Annotated in this window: 13 protein-coding genes, 1 pseudogene and 2 CRISPR repeat arrays; of the genes and pseudogenes, 12 read left to right on the top strand and 2 right to left on the bottom strand. The window is 69.4% G+C overall.

Annotated elements, in window-relative coordinates; all coding sequences use genetic code 11:
* Positions 1–75: 75 nt before the first annotated feature.
* From ACWD3C_RS14740 to cas2e, 12 genes and pseudogenes are all read left to right on the top strand, one after another.
* The gene (locus tag ACWD3C_RS14740; RefSeq protein WP_451143756.1) at positions 76–1,110 is read left to right on the top strand and encodes an N-6 DNA methylase; all 1,035 of its coding nucleotides are present in this window, start codon (positions 76–78) and stop codon (positions 1,108–1,110) included.
* Positions 1,107–1,625 (top strand): hypothetical protein, encoded by a 519-nt coding sequence (locus ACWD3C_RS14735; protein ID WP_451143754.1) that lies wholly within the window; start codon positions 1,107–1,109, stop codon positions 1,623–1,625. Before ACWD3C_RS14740 ends, ACWD3C_RS14735 begins: the two co-directional genes overlap by 4 nt.
* The gene (locus tag ACWD3C_RS14730) at positions 1,622–1,954 is read left to right on the top strand and encodes a hypothetical protein (protein WP_451143752.1); all 333 of its coding nucleotides are present in this window, start codon (positions 1,622–1,624) and stop codon (positions 1,952–1,954) included. Before ACWD3C_RS14735 ends, ACWD3C_RS14730 begins: the two co-directional genes overlap by 4 nt.
* A gap of 100 nt (positions 1,955–2,054) precedes the next feature.
* On the top strand, positions 2,055–2,288 hold the full coding sequence (locus ACWD3C_RS14725; protein ID WP_451143750.1) for a hypothetical protein: 234 nt from the start codon (positions 2,055–2,057) through the stop codon (positions 2,286–2,288).
* A 287-nt stretch (positions 2,289–2,575) separates the two neighbouring features.
* A CRISPR array of direct repeats spans positions 2,576–4,190; the repeat unit is 29 nt; unit sequence CGGATCACCTCCGCTCGCGCGGAGAGAAC.
* Between the two features lie 192 nt (positions 4,191–4,382).
* The gene (locus ACWD3C_RS14720; protein WP_451143748.1) at positions 4,383–7,256 is read left to right on the top strand and encodes a CRISPR-associated endonuclease Cas3''; all 2,874 of its coding nucleotides are present in this window, start codon (positions 4,383–4,385) and stop codon (positions 7,254–7,256) included.
* 237 nt (positions 7,257–7,493) lie between these two features.
* Positions 7,494–9,065 carry a type I-E CRISPR-associated protein Cse1/CasA gene (casA, locus tag ACWD3C_RS14715; RefSeq protein WP_451143746.1) on the top strand — a complete coding sequence of 524 codons (1,572 nt, stop codon included), beginning with the start codon at positions 7,494–7,496 and terminating at the stop codon, positions 9,063–9,065.
* Between the two features lie 44 nt (positions 9,066–9,109).
* The gene (gene casB, locus ACWD3C_RS14710) at positions 9,110–9,817 is read left to right on the top strand and encodes a type I-E CRISPR-associated protein Cse2/CasB (RefSeq protein ID WP_451143744.1); all 708 of its coding nucleotides are present in this window, start codon (positions 9,110–9,112) and stop codon (positions 9,815–9,817) included.
* 63 nt (positions 9,818–9,880) lie between these two features.
* Positions 9,881–11,053, top strand: coding sequence for a type I-E CRISPR-associated protein Cas7/Cse4/CasC (gene cas7e, locus ACWD3C_RS14705; RefSeq protein WP_451143742.1), 1,173 nt, complete (start codon positions 9,881–9,883; stop codon positions 11,051–11,053).
* A complete protein-coding gene (gene cas5e, locus ACWD3C_RS14700; RefSeq protein ID WP_451143740.1) occupies positions 11,050–11,883 on the top strand; it encodes a type I-E CRISPR-associated protein Cas5/CasD in 834 nt (277 codons plus the stop codon). The genes cas7e and cas5e overlap by 4 nt, the downstream gene beginning before the upstream one ends.
* A complete protein-coding gene (gene cas6e / locus ACWD3C_RS14695) occupies positions 11,880–12,551 on the top strand; it encodes a type I-E CRISPR-associated protein Cas6/Cse3/CasE (RefSeq protein ID WP_451143739.1) in 672 nt (223 codons plus the stop codon). The genes cas5e and cas6e overlap by 4 nt, the downstream gene beginning before the upstream one ends.
* Positions 12,552–12,616: 65 nt before the next feature.
* Positions 12,617–13,533: pseudogene (gene cas1e / locus ACWD3C_RS14690) on the top strand (type I-E CRISPR-associated endonuclease Cas1e).
* Positions 13,534–13,571: 38 nt separating this feature from the next.
* The gene (cas2e, locus tag ACWD3C_RS14685; RefSeq protein WP_451143737.1) at positions 13,572–13,883 is read left to right on the top strand and encodes a type I-E CRISPR-associated endoribonuclease Cas2e; all 312 of its coding nucleotides are present in this window, start codon (positions 13,572–13,574) and stop codon (positions 13,881–13,883) included.
* 16 nt (positions 13,884–13,899) lie between these two features.
* A CRISPR array of direct repeats spans positions 13,900–14,356; the repeat unit is 30 nt; unit sequence CGTGCTCTCCGCGCAAGCGGAGGTGACCCG.
* Between the two features lie 654 nt (positions 14,357–15,010).
* Here the strand turns inward: cas2e and ACWD3C_RS14680 are convergent.
* Positions 15,011–15,688, bottom strand: coding sequence for a class I SAM-dependent methyltransferase (locus ACWD3C_RS14680; protein WP_451143735.1), 678 nt, complete (start codon positions 15,686–15,688; stop codon positions 15,011–15,013).
* 77 nt (positions 15,689–15,765) lie between these two features.
* On the bottom strand, positions 15,766–16,230 hold the full coding sequence (locus ACWD3C_RS14675; RefSeq protein WP_451143733.1) for a glycine-rich domain-containing protein: 465 nt from the start codon (positions 16,228–16,230) through the stop codon (positions 15,766–15,768).
* Positions 16,231–16,430: the final 200 nt, after the last annotated feature.

Below are 16,430 nucleotides of genomic sequence, written 5' to 3'. Positions count from 1 at the left end.
CACCAGGGGGCCGTGCCCACGACACCGGCCGGCCCTCTACCCATCCATGTCTGAACACGAGGAAAAGGAGAGACGATGCAGTTCAGCCCGCCCAGCCCGGACGACGACTCCGAACCATTTCTTCCAGGCGCGGCCCCCGCGATGACGCCTCGCCCCGTGCCCGAGTGGGTTACCCGGGCCAAGGTCAGCGAGGCACGTGCCGAAGCCGTCGCCATCCGACGACGCAAGCGGTACGCCGCGCCCAGTGACCCGCACCAGCACACGAGCAAGATCGCGGAGAACGTGATGGACGCCTGGTACAGCCACCACGGAGGCAGCCGCATCGACATCCCCTTGGGTACCGTTGCCGCCCTCACGTTCTTCCGCGAACCCCTCGTCGGGGACTGGCTGCTCACCCTCGAACCCCAGCACTTCCCACCACTCCTCAAGGAGGTCTGGGGCGTCCAGTGGTTCTGCCGCCCCGACCTGATCGAGCAAGCCCGCCCCCTGCACAACTGGGTCGAGGAAGACCCCGACGAATACCAACTGCGTGCCGTCCAGGCGGTCGTACACGCGGCCGTGAACACCGGTCTGCTCGACCTCACAGCCGACGACGACCCGTACATGCGCTCCCGCGCCGATGTCATGGGCCCCCTGCTCACCGGGTTGAGGCACAAGAGCGACAAGAAGTGGCGCGGCGAGTACCACACCCCGCCGAGCGTCGCCGACCTGATGGCTCGCATGCTCATCCCCGAGGACCCGAAGCCCGGCTCATCGTTTAGGGAGCCCTGCGTCGGCAGCGGCAGTATGTTCCGGTCCGCCGTACAACTGCTGCGCGAACGCGATCTCAACCCCGCCGACTTCCGGTGGTTCGGCAACGACATCGACCCGCTGTCGACAGCCTGCGCCGCCGTCAACGCCATCGTGTGGGACCTCGGCCCTCAAACCGCCATCTGGTGTGCGGACTCACTCGCCCATAGCGAAGACGGAGCGGGCGTGGCCAAGGCCCTCACGGAACGCGCAGCCGTCATCAAGCACCGCAACGACGTAGTGGAGCAGGCCATCTTCGAGCACAAGGTGCGGCGGGCGATCAAGGCCTTCGACCGCCTCTTCGAAGGAGCAGCCGCGTGAAGACGTCCACGTCCACGAGCGAACTCCTCGGCGGAGCCGCTGTCGTCCTCGGCGGCGAGTGGACCCACGATCCGGACCAGTCCGGACCACCCGGAGCCGCCTACCTCACCCACCCCGGCGGCCACCGCATCGGCATACGCGCCATCGGACCGATCCTCCAGACCTGGATCACCGCCGGACCTCTTCCCGACCTCGCCGAAACCGGAGACCCGAAGAAGGACGCCAAGGCCCTCACCGCACGCAACGCCCGCTTGCAGCCTGGGCGCTCATGGCACATCACCATCCGCATCAACCACGTCACCGACCTTGACCAGGCCCTCCTCGACGTCCTACACGGCCAGCTCATCCCGGCCCTGATCAAGAAGCCGCAAAACGTCCTCATCCTCCAGCCCAAGCCCGAACCCCAGCCGGAGCCAGCCTCGACCGAGCCCACCCACGCCCCAGTACCAGCCACCACCCCCACCCCGCGGAAGCCTGCGACCCGCCGAGCGCCCAGAAAGAGAAACACGAAGTGACCACCGACCGCGCCCAACGCTGTCCCGACTGCTCCGTCCTCCCAGGCCAACTTCACCAGGAACGCTGCGACGTAGCCCGCTGCGCCCTCCTCGGCCGGCAGCGGCGTGGCTGCGGACACAGCGGAACCGACTGCAACACCCGGTGGACGGGACAGTGGCCCGGCTTCGCCGAAGCCACGGAGTACGGCTTCTTCGCCCATCTCGTCCCGGGTAAGGGCTGGCAGCCCTGTACGGCCGATACCCCGGACGCTCTCCCTGACGTGAACCGCCTCTACCGCGAATGCCGTTGGGACCCAGGCACCCAGCGCATGGTCCGCGACGCGCCCTGACCGAGCCGAACCAGCGAGGGCCTCCGGTACCGCCGGAGGCCTGGTCGGCGCACCGGCACGCAGTCCGTTCCGGTGGGTTTGGGGCAACAACCTGTCCCGGGTGAAGGACCAACTGACCAGGCTCGCCGAGCAGGCACCTGTGGCCGCGCTGAAGGCAGTTGCTGCGCTGGAACGCCTCACCTGCGACATCGGCCGGGAAGCCGCCTACGCTGCGCAGGACGACGAGCTGTCGCCGGAGACGATCGGGAAGCGTCTCGGACTCAGCCCAGAGAAAGCCCGTTCACGGCTGACCAACTATCTCCTCCGCCGCTGTTTCGGCGGAAATTGTGGGTAGTTGGGAACCGGAGCCTGGGAAGCTGGCACGCGTCGTGTCTCGCTCATGAACGCTCATCCGGGCTGCGACCTGGCAGTTTCGCCGTCTCCGTGGCGGTGGACGATGAGACAGATGGGCTCGCTGTCCGAGGAGTTGGAGGCCCAGGAAGCGGTGGCAGGGTACTCCCGCATTACCTCCGCTCGCGCGGAGAGAACGGCCACCGCCCCGGCAACAGGGCCTGCCTCGCCGGGTCACCTCCACCCGCACGGATGGGACAGACACAGCGGCATCAGCGCCTCCACCGGCGCTGGTTCACCTCCGCTCGCGCGGAGAGAACCCACCCCACGCCCGCTGCTTGCGCTCGGCGCGCGGATCACCTCCGCTCGCGCGGAGAGAACGGCGAACGCCCGCCGGGCAAGGTCACCGTCAATGGATCACCTCCGCTCGCGCGGAGAGAACTCGCGGACCTCTGCGCGGAGCTGCTCGCGGGTCGGATCACCTCCGCTCGCGCGGAGAGAACAAGGAGACGGTCCCCGGGGTCAGTTCCCTGGTCGGATCACCTCCGCTCGCGCGGAGAGAACGCCGATGACGACTACATCGGCATGCTCGGCGACGGATCACCTCCGCTCGCGCGGAGAGAACGCGTCCGCCGTCCCGCGTCGCGATCGAGACCTGGGATCACCTCCGCTCGCGCGGAGAGAACATGAAGTCCCCGCCTCGGGCGAACACCACGGGCGGATCACCTCCGCTCGCGCGGAGAGAACACGGTGACGGGCCAGAACGTGGTCTCTCCGTCCGGATCACCTCCGCTCGCGCGGAGAGAACTGAGGCTCACCCGAAGCGACCCGGGCCCGCATCGGATCACCTCCGCTCGCGCGGAGAGAACACGACGCGCCCGTTGAGCACGAACCGGAGGGCCGGATCACCTCCGCTCGCGCGGAGAGAACTCAGGGAGGCCCTACAGGGCCTCTGCTCACCCCGGATCACCTCCGCTCGCGCGGAGAGAACCCGCCCATACGGACGGTCGCCAGGATAATCTTCGGATCACCTCCGCTCGCGCGGAGAGAACATCGTCACCCAGTCGATCCCCGCCGGATCGATCGGATCACCTCCGCTCGCGCGGAGAGAACTCGGAGATCAGCAGACGGCGGGCGGTGGCCGCCGGATCACCTCCGCTCGCGCGGAGAGAACGTCGAGGGTGACAGCGAGGATCTTGTCGGCGACGGATCACCTCCGCTCGCGCGGAGAGAACGCGCTGTTGAGGCTGGCTGCGGCGGCGATCTGCGGATCACCTCCGCTCGCGCGGAGAGAACTCGGCGAGGGGGCGCAGGAGCATGCGGCCGAACGGATCACCTCCGCTCGCGCGGAGAGAACTCCAGGGCCTTCTTCGACAGCGGGTCCATCGACGGATCACCTCCGCTCGCGCGGAGAGAACGGTGAAGTACTTGTGGCAGACGTCGCGGCCGTCGGATCACCTCCGCTCGCGCGGAGAGAACGTCCCCGGCAACGACGCAGGCCGCAACCCAGACGGATCACCTCCGCTCGCGCGGAGAGAACTGCTTGTAGGTGTCTTCCAGTTTCCGGAGCAGCGGATCACCTCCGCTCGCGCGGAGAGAACCACGTGATCGTGTTCGCGGTCTGCCCGGAGTCCGGATCACCTCCGCTCGCGCGGAGAGAACTTGCCGTGGATGTCCGAGCGCCTCGGGCACGGCGGATCACCTCCGCTCGCGCGGAGAGAACTGCTCCTCGACCTCCCCATCCGGGTCGCGCACCGGATCACCTCCGCTCGCGCGGAGAGAACTGGCGCTACAACCCCAAGGCGGCCACCACCGACGGATCACCTCCGCTCGCGCGGAGAGAACGCTGCCCCCAGTGCTGGTGGCGTGCGGCGAGGGGGATCACCTCCGCTCGCGCGGAGAGAACACTTGCTGACCTGCGCTTCTTCAGGTGCTTTGCAATTTCTTTACGGCAGGTAGACGGGTTCGCTCTGGACTGGCGTATCGATGCGTCAACTCAGGGCCCACAGCGTGGAGTCTACGCTTGTGCACTCGCTGCGATCCGGTCTTCGCGCAGGTGGGGACGCATTGTCAGTAGGGCCTGTTATGCCTTGCCGTCATGATGAAGCGCGAGTCTGTCCCGCCGGGGCACCCGACCGTCGATACCCGGCTGTGGGGTAAAGAGCATGGTCTGCCGCGCCCGTATCCGGTGATCTGTCATCTGCTGGACACCGCAGGGGTGTTCGGCGCCCTGTGGGATGTCCTGCTGAGCGATCAGGTGCGTGGGAACATCGCGCGGGCGCTGGGGTTGACGGTGGCCGAGGCCCGCCGGGTCCTGGCGTTCTGGGCGGGGTTGCACGATCTGGGGAAGATCACGCCTCCGTTCCAGGCCCAGGTTCCGGAGGCGTTCGCGGCGGTGCGGGGCGACCCGGCCTATGTGTTCACTCCCGGGGCGGAGAGGGAGCGGGCGTTTCGCCATGAGATGGCTTCCCACTTGGCCTTGGCGTACCTGCTGGACGAGGCGGGGTATCCGGGCGACCGCCGGGCGATGCGGTCTGCGGTGAGTCACCAGGTCGCGCAGCTGCTCGGGGGTCACCACGGGTGTTTCGGTGCCGTCCTACAGGCCAAGAAGGTCGCCCATGCGAGTGCCTACGCGCCGGGGCTCGGCGGAGAAGGGTGGGCGGCCCAACGGCGTGCGCATTTCGAGGAGTTGCGACGCGTCACAGGTGCGGAGGCGGTGCCGGAGCGGGGGCTTCCGGCGGAGCTGGCGGTGATCGTCACGGGGCTGGTGGTCGTGGCGGACTGGCTGGCCAGTCAGACGGAGGCGATCGTCCCGCTGCTGCCGTCGGCGGGGTGGCGGGCGACGCCGGAGGAGGTCGACGCGCACTGGGAGCGTACGCAGAAGGCGGCCCCCGGGCTGGTGGCGGGAGCGCAACTGGGGCGGGCCCAGTTCGGTACCGAGAGGTTCGAGGACATGTTCCCGTTCCCGCCCAACACCCTCCAGGGCGACCTGGTCGCGCACCTGCCGCGGATGGTGAAAGAGAAGGGGTCGGGGCTACTGCTGGTCACGGCGCCGACCGGTGACGGGAAGACCGAAGCTGCCCTCTACGCGGCGTCGGTACTGGGGCACGCGGCGCAGGCGCGGGGTCTGTTCTTCGCGCTACCGACCATGGCCACCGCCGACGCCATGTATCCACGGGTGAGTGCCTTCGCGAGGCACGCCCTGAGCGGTGAGCGGGCCTTGACGCTGCTGCACTCCATGGCCTGGCTCAGCCCTGCCTACGCCCCAGGTCAGTCCGAAGGCATGCTGTCGGCAGCGAGTGAGGTGAGCGCCGATGCGTCCACCGCGACCGAGGCCGGGGCGTGGCTGCGCGGGCGGAGGCGGGGGCTGCTCGCCCCGCTGAGTGCGGGCACCATCGACCAGGCACTCAGCGCGGTGCTGCCGTTCACCCACAACGCGCTGCGACTGTTCGGGCTGTCGGACAAGGTGCTCGTGGTGGACGAGGCGCACGCGTACGGGCCGTGGATGCACCAGCTGCTGACCCGCCTGCTGGAGTGGCTCGGCGCGTTCGGCGCCCCCGTGGTCCTGCTGTCCGCGACCCTGTCCGGCCGTACGGCCTCGTCCTTGGTGGACGCCTACCGCCGTGGGGCCGGATTCCTCGAGCCGTCCGGCGTCACGCCCTGCTACCCGGGCTGGCTGTTCACTGACGCTGCGACCGGCGACGTCTGCGCACCGCGCACGGTCGCCAGCGGGCGCGAACGCACCCTGGATGTGCAGATGCGCCCCGTGGTCTGGGACACCGCGGCTCCTGCAGGCAGCCCTGTGCGCGCCGAAGGACGCCGCCAGGCCCTGCGCGAGGCGCTTGAGCCGGTCGCCGCACACGGCGGCACCGCCCTGGTGTGCTGCACAACGGTGGCCGAAGCCCAACAGACCTTCCGTGACCTGCGCGCCGCCTTCCCCGAACTCGCCGAACGCGAGGGCGGGTTGCGGCTGCTGCACTCTCGCTACCCGGCGCACGCCCGCCAGCGCATTACGGCCGATTGCGAGGCGGCCTACGGCAAACCCCGTGCGGCCACCGACATCGCCCGACCGCGCCCGGCCTCCATCCTGGTCGCCACCCAGGTGGTGGAGCAGTCCCTGGACTTCGACTTCGATCTGATCGTCAGCGACCTCGCCCCGCTGGCTCAGCTCCTGCAGCGGGCCGGACGCGGACGCCGCCATGCCCGCGGCGCCACCGGGCGCCCGTCGTGGGCGCTGCCGGAGGGGGCGCCCCGCCTGGTTGTGCTGGAGCCGGTGGGGGAGAGCGGTACGACGCTGGTGCCGCGTACCTGGGGATCGGTGTACGACGCCGGACTGCTCCACCGCACGGCGCACCTGCTGCGCGCGAGGACGGCGACGGGCATCGCGGTGCCGCAGAAGGTGCAGGAACTCGTCGATGCGGTCTACGCGGAGGACTTCGTCGACCAACTGGACGGGGCCGCCCAGCGGGAGTCGCGGAGAATGGACGCCGAACGGCAGGCGCAAGAGGCGGCCGAGGCGCACATGGCCGAGATGGTCGCCATCTGCGCCCCCGCCGACGTGGCCGGAGACCTCCACAAGCTCAGCCGCCGGGACGCCGGGGTCACCGAGGAACTGCTGACCACCAGGCTGGGCGCCGACAGTGGACGTGTGCTGTGCCTGCACGAGCAGCCAGACGGGACCCTCACCCTCGATGCGACCGGCACGCTTCCCCTGCCTGACGGCGGCCGACACGGGCTGCGCCACGCCGCGTTGGCGCAGGTGATGGCGCACGTGACGCCGGTGCCGGGCAGCTGGCTTCGCGGAGCCGAGGGACAACCGGCCCCGACGGGCTGGGACAGGCATCCCGTGCTGCGCGACCTGGTCCTCCTGCTGATGCAGCCTGCCGACGACGACGGCACCGACCTCGTATGGAGCTGCCGCCACGGCACCCGCACGATCCGGATGTCGAGTGTCGGACTGGAAGCCGATTAACCCATTCGGGTGACGGCTTTCGAGAAATTTGTTCGGTGGACTGCTCACTTCTCTACTGTGCTCAACATCCGTCCCGGTCACGGGTGTTCTCTGGCACTGGGGCCGGGACGGCGTCAGCCCGCTGGCGCGGGCCGGGGGGAGCGAGGCACAGCACTCCGGTGGACAGCTCATGGCTCACCTCCGCGCGTGCGGAGACCCCGCCCTCATTGTGACCGGCGATCCGGCGATAGGAGTCCGATGCCGACCAGCATGTACAACTTGTTCGACGAACCGTGGATCCCCGTCCGGTGGGTCCCCGGCATACCGGACGACCAACCCCCGCGGATCGGGCTGCGGGAGCTGCTGCTGCGCAGCGGAGACATCGCCACTCTCGCGATCTCCGACCCTCCGGCGCACTCCGCGCTGCTGCGCATCCTGTACGCCCTCACAGCCCGGGTGACCACACTGGACGAGGCCGGGCCCGGCGACTGGGGGCAGCGGCGCCTGGACATCCAGGACGCCGAGCAGTTGCCTCCCGAGAGGATCGACACCTACATCTCCCGCTACCGGCACCGGTTCTTCCTGTACGACCCCGAGGGCGGCCGTCCGTGGATGCAGGACGCCCGGCTGGCACAGCAGTGCGACGCGGACAAGACCGCCGGGGTGAACAAGCTGATCGTGACGCGCCCGGCGGGAAACACCCACGCCTGGTTCCGGCACGGCAGCGACGCCCGCCCCGACCTGCCCACGGCGTCTGAGGCGGTGCTGAACCTGCTGGTGTGGCACTACTACGGACCCTCCGGCCGCTGCTCGGCCCGTGAGGTGAACGGGGTCAAGACCGCCAGCGCGACGGCCGGGCCGCTGCGCACCGCCCTGTCCTACCACCCCGAGGGAGAGACCCTCTTCGAGACGCTGCTGGCCGGCCTGGTCCAGCCGCCGCAGACCGTACGACGCGAGGACGATCTCTGCCCGTGGGAGTGGGAGGAACTCCCCGACCCGGATGAGGCACCGCTCCTGCCGACCGGCCCGTGTTCGCGGCTGACCGCATGCTCGCAGCACGCCATGCTGCTCGTCCCGGACGAGAACAACCCCCAGCTGGTACGGGACGCCTACATCACCTGGGCGTATCGCACCGGCCGTATCCCCCGCGACGACAACTACCTGATCTGGCAGATCAGTCAGCAGAACAACCGCTACCCGCGCCCGGCCGACTCCCGGCGCGCGCTGTGGCGCGACCTGGACGCCCTGCTCCTCCAGGAACCACCCGGCACCGCCCAGCCCAGACGTCCGAAGGTGTTCGAGTACGCGAGCGAGGTCTCCGAGGACCTGCGGGTGCGCGCGCTCGGCTTCGAACAGGAAGGCCAGGCCAAGGACATCCAGTTCGTCGACGCCGTCACGCCCCCCGTCCTCGGCTTCACTGAGGACAAGTCGCCGGCGACCGCGCCGGCCGTGGGCCGGATGCGGGAGCTCGGCGAGATGTACGGGCGCCGCCTGGAGCGGGCGGTCAAACGCGCCTGGGCCGAGTACACCGACGACGCGAAGGCCAACGGCGACACCTGGGCGGCCGCGGCCGCGGCCCGCTACTGGCCCGGCGCCGAGGCCGAGTTCTGGAACCGCTTCCGCCAGCTCGACGCAACCGGCCAGGAGCCGAACGCCGGTTTCGATCCGGCCGCGGCCCGGGCTGCGTTCCTGCGGCTGGCCATCGACGCGTACGAGACGGTGACCGCCTCCGTCACCCGTACCCAGCGCGGTGCGAGGGCGGTCTCCAACGCCCGCGTCGAACTGTTCGGCGGCGTACGCAAGAAGACGGCGAACGTGCCAGCCACGTGACGACGCCACACCCCACCCGGCCAAGCAGCAGAGGAACGCGAAAGATGACCACCCAGACCGTCACCATTGAACGAGGTACGGCCCGGCGCCGACGACTTGTCGCCTACACTCGTTGGATCGAGGAGCTGTGCCGGGACGATCCCGGAGCTCGTACCGCGCTGCGCAGCGGACTGCGCCGCAGCCTGGACGACGTGCCCCGCATGCACCGCTTCGTCGCGCCCTGGCTGCCCCGGAACGGGCAGGTGCCGGACGCGGAGCAGCGGGCGTACTACGCGGTCGCCGCGATGATCGCCGCGCAGCCCCGCGGCAGCTACGCCGCCCCCGAGGAGGAAGCCGCCGCTGATGTGGATGTGGCGACCTCGGCTGACGATGCTCCCGCGCCGGACGAGGCACCCGCAGCGCGCTACGGCACCAGCCTGGGCCATGCGTTCGCGCTCGCCGTGACCCAAAGCCCTGGCCGGGAACGAGAGATGAGGGAGTCCACCGCCGAGTCCCGACTGAACCTGCTCACCCGGCAGAGCGTCAACGGCCTCCACCGGCACCTGCCCGCCGCCGTCGGCTACCTGCGCGAGGTGGGCGTACCCATCGACTGGGCCCAACTGCTGGCCGACCTCATCGCCTGGCCCACCCACTCCGGAACGATCTCCCGGCGCTGGCTGCAGCACTACTACATCCAACGCACCCGGGCCCTGCACGAGCACGCCGATCGCACCGACCAGGACGAAACCGAGAACCCCCACCCCACCGCCTAACAGGCCAGCAGGTCACCACGCCACCCCGCACTTCTCACACACCCCAGGAACGAGGAACCCTCCATGCCCGCACCGGCCCGCTTCATCGACATCCACGTCCTGCAGTCCGTCCCCTTCGCCAACCTCAACCGGGACGACACCAACTCCGTCAAGACCGTCCAGTACGGCAACACCCTGCGTACCCGAGTCAGCAGCCAGTGCTGGAAGCGCGCCGTCCGCGCCGTCTTCGAGGAACACATCGGCGAGGCCGCCCTACGCACCCGCCGCATCGGGGAGCGCGTCACCCGCGAACTGGAGCACCGTGGCTGGCCCACCGAGCTCGCCCAGCGGGCCGGCGGCCACACCGCAGCAGCGAGCGGCATCAAGTTCGAGCTCGCCAAGGTGCCCGGCGATGCCAAGCAGACCGTCCCCAACAAGGTGCTGACCAACGCCCTGGTGTACGTGCCGGAAGCCGCGGTCATCGAGCTGGCCGACCTCGCCGAACAGCACCGTGACGCCCTGGAACAGGCCAAGGACATCAAAAAGCCCGCCGACAAGAGCATCCTGCCCACGCGCGATGTGGAAGCCGTGCTGCGCTCCCGCAACGGCGTCATCAACCTCTTCGGCCGGATGCTCGCCGAGATCGACGAAGCGGGCGTCGACGGCGCCGTCCAGGTCGCCCACGCCCTGACCACCCACGAAACCGACGTCGAACTCGACTACTTCTCCGCCGTCGACGACGTCACCGCCCTGTGGGACGACGCCTCCGGCAGCGGACACATGGGCCACGCCGAGTTCAGCGCCGGAACCTTCTACCGCTACGCCACCCTCGACCTGCGCGACCTGACCGTCAACATCGGCGACGATCCCGCCGCCGCCCGAGACCTCACGGCCGCGTTCCTGGTCTCCTTCATCACCTCACTGCCCCAGGCCAAGAAGAACTCCACCGCCCCGCACACCATCCCCGACCTGGTCCACATCTCCGTCCGCACCGACCGGCCCCTGTCCTACGCGGCCGCCTTCGAAAAGCCCGTCCAAGCCGACCCCCAGGGCGGCTTCGCCGACATCTCCCGCAGTCAGCTCGCCGACTACGCCCAGACCGCCAACACCCTGCTCGGCACCCGCGCCATCCTCACCTCGGGCTGGGCCGGCCTGGACACCAAGAACCCCACCGGCCTCGGTGAGCGCCGCGACTCCTTCGACAACCTCATCACCACCGTCCTGGACGCCGCCCTCACCGCCGAGGCCGCGGCGTGAGCGCCACCGCCGAGCCGGGACTGCTGCTGCGCCTCGCCGGACCACTGCAGTCCTGGGGCGAGCGCAGCCACTTCAACGAACGCGACACCGCTGGCTTCCCCACCCGCTCCGGCATCATCGGCCTGCTCGCCGCCGCCCTGGGACGCCACCGCGGCGAAAACCTCGACGACCTCGCCCACCTGTCCATCACGGTCCGCGCCGACCGGCCCGGCGTACTCCTGCGCGACCTGCACACCGTCGGCGGCGGCCTGCCCGCCAAGGCCACCGTCACCACCGCCGAGGGCAAGAAACGCAGCGGCGACACCGGCACCCTCCTGACCCACCGCAGCTATCTCGCCGACGCCGCCTTCACCCTCGCTCTCACCGCAGACGGCGACACCAACCTGCTCGACCAAACCGCAGCAGCCCTCGCCGCCCCGCACTGGCCGCCCTACCTCGGCCGCCGCTCCTGCCCGCCCGAAGGCCCCCTTTTCCTGGGCCACTTCGACGACGTACTGCACCACCTCGTCCACCTGCCCATCGCCGCACCCCCACCCCCGCAGGTCACACGCGGCATCGAGTTCCTCGCCGACCACCCCCTCGACCACCTGCCCGCACCCGACACCAGCACCCCACCCGACACCGAGACCGGCGCCCACCCGGTCGGCGAGGTCAACGACCAACCGCTCACCTTCCACTCACGCCACCGCGCCTACCGCGCCCGCCCCCTGTACCGGCGCACCCTCCACCTCCCCGCAGCCCAGCACACCGGCCTGGGTACCGACCACCTCCACGCCCTCGCCACCTACCTGAACCATCACCTCAACCAGTCCGAAGGGAGCCCCCGTTGAGCGTCTGGCTGACCCGCATCATCCCCAACCCCCGCTGCCAGGACGTCCGCCGCGACCTCGCCGGCAGCGCCGCGGCCATGAACCTGCACCGCCGCCTGATGTCCCTGTATCCCCCCGATGCCGGACCCGACCCCCGCGCCCGATACGGCATCCTCTTCCGCATCGACGACACCCCCGCCGGACCGCACATCCTCCTGCAGAGCACCCACCAGCCCGACCTCACCCGCCTCCCCAACGGCTACGGCACCACCCAGAGCCGCCCCCTCGACGCTCTCCTCGACGCCCTCAAACCCGGCCTGACCATCCGCTACCGCTGCGCCGCCAGCCCCGTCCGCAAACCTGGCGCCACCACCCGCGCCCTGTACAACCTCCCCGCCGTCGTCCCCCTCACAGGCGCCCACGCCGACGAATGGTGGACCCGCCAAGCCGACACCGCTGGCCTCAAACCCCTCACCCTCCACTCCCACCCCCTCGACACCGCCCAAGCCACCCGCACACCCCCCTCCGGCACCCCCCAGCGCATCCGCCACGCCCGCACACGCTTCGACGGCTCCGCCACCATCACCGACCCCGACCTCCTCCGCCAGAAGATCACCGAAGGCATCGGCCGCGGCAAGGCATACGGCTGCGGCCTCCTCAGCATCGCCCCCGCGAAGAACACACCGTGACCCGCCCCGCCACCGCACAAACCCCCAGCCAGGCACGACGCAAACTCGCAGCCCCCACCGTCGCCATGCTCCCCCGCATCGCCGACTCCCTGTCCTTCCTGTACCTGGACATCGTGCGCATCCACCAGGACGACACCGGAGTCCGCGCCGAAGTCACCACCGAACAACGCGGCACGGAAACCGTCTACATACCCACCGCCACCCTCAGCTGCGTCCTCCTCGGCCCCGGCACCTCCATCACCGCCCGAGCACTCGCCACCTTCGCCCGCCACGGCACCACCGTCGTCATCACCGGCTCAGGCGGAGTCCGCACCTACGCCGCAGCCCTCCCCGACTCCCTGACCACCACCTGGCTCGAACGCCAGACCCGTGCCTGGGCCGACGACACCCAACGCCTTGCCGCGGCCACCGCGATGTACGAGAAACGTTTCGGACCCGGCACCGTCCCACCCGGCACCAGCCTCGCGCAACTCCGCGGCCTCGAAGGCCAGCGCGTCAAGGCCCACTACCGCCTCCTCGCCCAGCAGTACCGCATCGGCCGATTCCGCCGCGCCTACGACCCCGCCTCCTGGGACACCCAGGACCCCGTCAACCTCGCCCTCTCCTCCGCCAACACCTGCCTCTACGGCATCGTCCACGCCGCCATCCTCGCCCTCGGCTGCTCCCCGGCCCTCGGTTACGTCCACAACGGCAACCAGCAGGCCTTCGTCTACGACATCGCCGACCTGTACAAAGCCGACCTCACGATCCCCCTGGCCTTTTCCCTCCACAACTCCACCAACCCCGAGGCCGAAGCCCGCCGCTCCTTCCGTAACGGCCTGCGCCTGTTCAAACTCCTCCCCAAGATCGTCACCGACATCCAGGAACTCCTCGCCCCCGGATCAAGCCCGGACATCCCCGACCCCGAAGAGCAACTCGTCGACCTCTGGGACCCGGTGACCGGCCCGTGCCCGGCGGCATCAACCACGCCATCGACGACTGACTGACCACCCATACCGCGCGCAGGAAGAGCACACCGCCATGGCCTCCATGATCACCATCTCCGCCACCGCGGTCCCCGACCACCTCCGCGGCGCCCTCACCCGCTGGCTCCTCGAAGTAACACCCGAGCTCTACGTGGGCACCGTCTCCGCCCGCGTACGCGACGAACTCTGGGCTTCCGTAGCGGCATCCACAGGCGACGGCATCGCCGTCCTGGTCTACCCCACCGACAACGAACAGGGCTTCGAACTCCGCACAGCCGGAACCCGCCGACGCCACCCAGTCGACTTCGACGGTATGACGCTGGTCGCGTTCCATGCAGCAGGCAAAGAAACAGCAAACCGACTCTAACGCCGCAGGTCAGGAAGGTGCTCTCCGCGCAAGCGGAGGTGACCCGCCTGGCAGTACTACGACGACCTCGGCGAATTCGTGCTCTCCGCGCAAGCGGAGGTGACCCGCCCGCGAGATGCTCCAGCTCGCCCGCACTGCCGTGCTCTCCGCGCAAGCGGAGGTGACCCGTACCCGATGACCATCCTCGGACGGCCCGTCTCGTGCTCTCCGCGCAAGCGGAGGTGACCCGCCCACGAACGCGTCATCTTCCGCATCGACGACGTGCTCTCCGCGCAAGCGGAGGCGACCCGTCTGCCATCGGTCACAAGGAGTGGCAGCCCGGGTGCTCTCCGCGCAAGCGGAGGTGACCCGGACTCGTCCGATCCCGCGGAAACCCTGGAACCGTGCTCTCCGCGCAAGCAGAGGTGACCCGTTCATTCCGACAATGGCAGCGGCAATGCTTAGGTGCTCTCCACGCAGGCGGAGGTGATCCGGAGTGGTGACCATCTGCTGAAGGCGGTCGTCTGTCACACCGTCAGTTCTCGGGGCCGAGGTCCGCTCAGAACAGTGGTTCCCGGTATTCGGGTAGGTCCCCCGGGCGCATCGGGGCACGAGATCCGTCCCGTGTGTTCCGGAGGATAGGCGATGGTCCTGGGCCGGTTCCCATGCGCAGAGACGGTCGGCTCGCCATCACGCTAAGCTGCTGTAACGCGGCTGACCTGCGAAAACGGTCATGGGCTCTCCCTCCGGGCGAAGGGGGTGGAGCTCCAGCTCATGCGAACGTGAATCCATTGGTGCAGGGTTCCTGCGCTCCCATCCACCTGCGAATTTGGCTCGGCGTCTCTCCGGCAGCCGAATGAGGGGGCCCAAGGGGAACCTCATGGGAACGCAATGATTGAGAACGATCGAGTAGGACCAAGCATGATGATCGAAGCACCGCGCGCCTGACCTGCGATTACTGCATAGAGTGAGCAGACTTGAGAAGTCTTGGTGGAAACGTGCGTTGACTTTTAATCCATTGGTTGTGGGTTCGAGTCCCACAGGGCCTACCAGATGATCAGCCCCTCACCTGCGACGGAAGCCGTAGGCGAGGGGCTGACCCGCGTTCTGAGGGCACTCGGAGATCGTTAGCTCAGCCAAAGCTGAATTCACCGGTTCAGGCGCGCTTGGACGATGAGTGTGCCGATCTTCCGCCGACCGGGCGGAGCGGCGAGCACCTCCGCCCGCACGTCCGTGTAGCCGTACTCCTTCAGCAGCCGCTCCCACGCTTGGGGCTCGAAGTCCCAGCGCTTGACGACGAGCGGGTCCTCGTCTGCGCCGCGTGGGATGTACGAGGCCTGGCAGCCGTAGCAGCCCTCGACGGCCGGCCGCTGCGAGAACACGAGCACGCCTCCCGGCCGCAGACGCTCACGGATGGCGGGCAGGAGGACGGCCGGGTCGGTGAACCAGAGGGCCCCGTACACGGAGTACACGGCGTCGTACACGTCCGCGGTCTTGCGCAGGAAAACGGCTGCCTCCGTCTGACACAGGTCCAGCCCCGGCGCCCCTGCCCACCGCTCACGGGCGGCCCGCAGCTGGGCGGGCGAGACGTCGACGCCAGTCGCACGCATGCCCAACGATGCCAAGTGCGCCGCGTTGCCACCCTTCCCGCACCCCAGGTCCAGGGCGCGCGCGCCGGCTTCAAGGCTGCCGAGCAGCTCCACGCCGGGCCCGTGGTCCTCGTACTGGGTCCAGTTGAACCACGTCGTCTCACCGCGGCTGTTGACCGCCCGGCGCTCGGGGCGCTGGGCAGAGTAGGTGTCCCACGCGACGCTCGTGTCTGTCACGGCTTGCTCCGCTCATAGGGCCAGCCGCCCGGCACCGACGCCGGACGGCTGGAGTGTCTTACATGTGGCGCCGGTTGTCAGCCGCTCTTGGGACTGTCGTGGCATCCGGCGTGGCACTGGTTGCAGTCGGCGGCCGAATGCCACAGCTCGGCGTCGACTGTGTACCCGGCGGCCTGGATGGCGCGCACGGTCCGCTCGCGCGCCTCCAGCGCGCCGCAGGGCACCTGCTCGTCCTCGTCGGTGGGAACGTGGTGGACGAACCGGCCGACGACGCGCTGACAGAAGGCCGCGTAGTCGACGGTGTGCAGGATGAACGCGTGCCAGCCGTAATCGACCAGCTCGCTCGGCGCGAGAGAGCGGCCTGGCAGCTTGCCGGAGGTAGCGATGAACGCGGCGGCCTGGCCGACGATGCGGCGCGCTGTTTCCTCGGTGATCTCCGGGTGGTCGGCGGTGACGCGGCGGACGAGCCGGTTCATCACCTCGGGGTCGACCAGGGCGACCGGGTCGGTGGTGCCCACGGGACGTTCTAACGTGATGGTCACGTCTTCCTCCTGTTATGGACGAGCACTCCCGGGGCTGGAGGTGCTGGGCCCTCCCGCGCGGGGCGGGAGGGTCGCATGGTGCTCCGCCTCGGCCACATCCAGGGCTGGGCCCTCCCGCGCGGGGCGGGAGGAGTCTTCAGCGGCTGGTGTGGTGGTGGGCCGGCCGAATGGGCTCGACGGGCTCGGGCGGAGTGCAGTCC

Source organism: Streptomyces sp. NPDC002845 (genome assembly GCF_053591955.1).
Note: the sequence above shows the minus strand (reverse complement) of the source record. Positions and strands in the feature narration are given on the sequence as shown.